1 protein-coding gene is annotated in these 489 nt (G+C 75.5%); it reads right to left on the bottom strand.

Annotated elements, in window-relative coordinates; translation table 11 throughout:
• Window positions 1–489 (bottom strand): tRNA (guanosine(37)-N1)-methyltransferase TrmD (locus FV223_RS29725; RefSeq protein ID WP_147730139.1); only part of this gene is annotated, 489 nt, incomplete at both ends.

Below are 489 nucleotides of genomic sequence, written 5' to 3'. Positions count from 1 at the left end.
GGCCGTGCCTCGACCCGAGCAGATCCGGCCGGCGCTCGGCGGTGATCCGCTCGGATTCGGCCCGGCGCCAGGCGCGGATTGCGCCGTGGTCGCCGCCGGTCAGCACCTCCGGGATCGTCCGGCCCTCCCAGTCGCGGGGGCGGGTGTAGTGCGGATATTCGAGCCGGCCGCTCTCGAAGCTCTCCTCGTCGCCGGACGCCGCCTTGCCCATCACGCCGGGCAGCAGGCGCACGCAGGCGTCGATCAGGGTGATCGCCGCGATCTCGCCGCCGGAGAGCACGTAGTCGCCGATCGAGACCTCCTCGAGAGCGCGGCCGGCGATCACCCGCTCGTCGACCCCCTCGAAGCGGCCGCAGACGATCAGCGCGCCCGGCCCGGCGCTCAGCGCCCGCACCCGCGCCTGCGTCAGCGGCTTTCCGCGGGGCGACATCAGCAGGCGGGGGCGGGCGTCATCCGGCCCGGTCGCGGCGTCGATGGCGGGGCCGAGCA

It is taken from the genome of Methylobacterium sp. WL116 (genome assembly GCF_008039455.1).
Lineage (GTDB): Bacteria > Pseudomonadota > Alphaproteobacteria > Rhizobiales > Beijerinckiaceae > Methylobacterium.
Note: the sequence above shows the minus strand (reverse complement) of the source record. Positions and strands in the feature narration are given on the sequence as shown.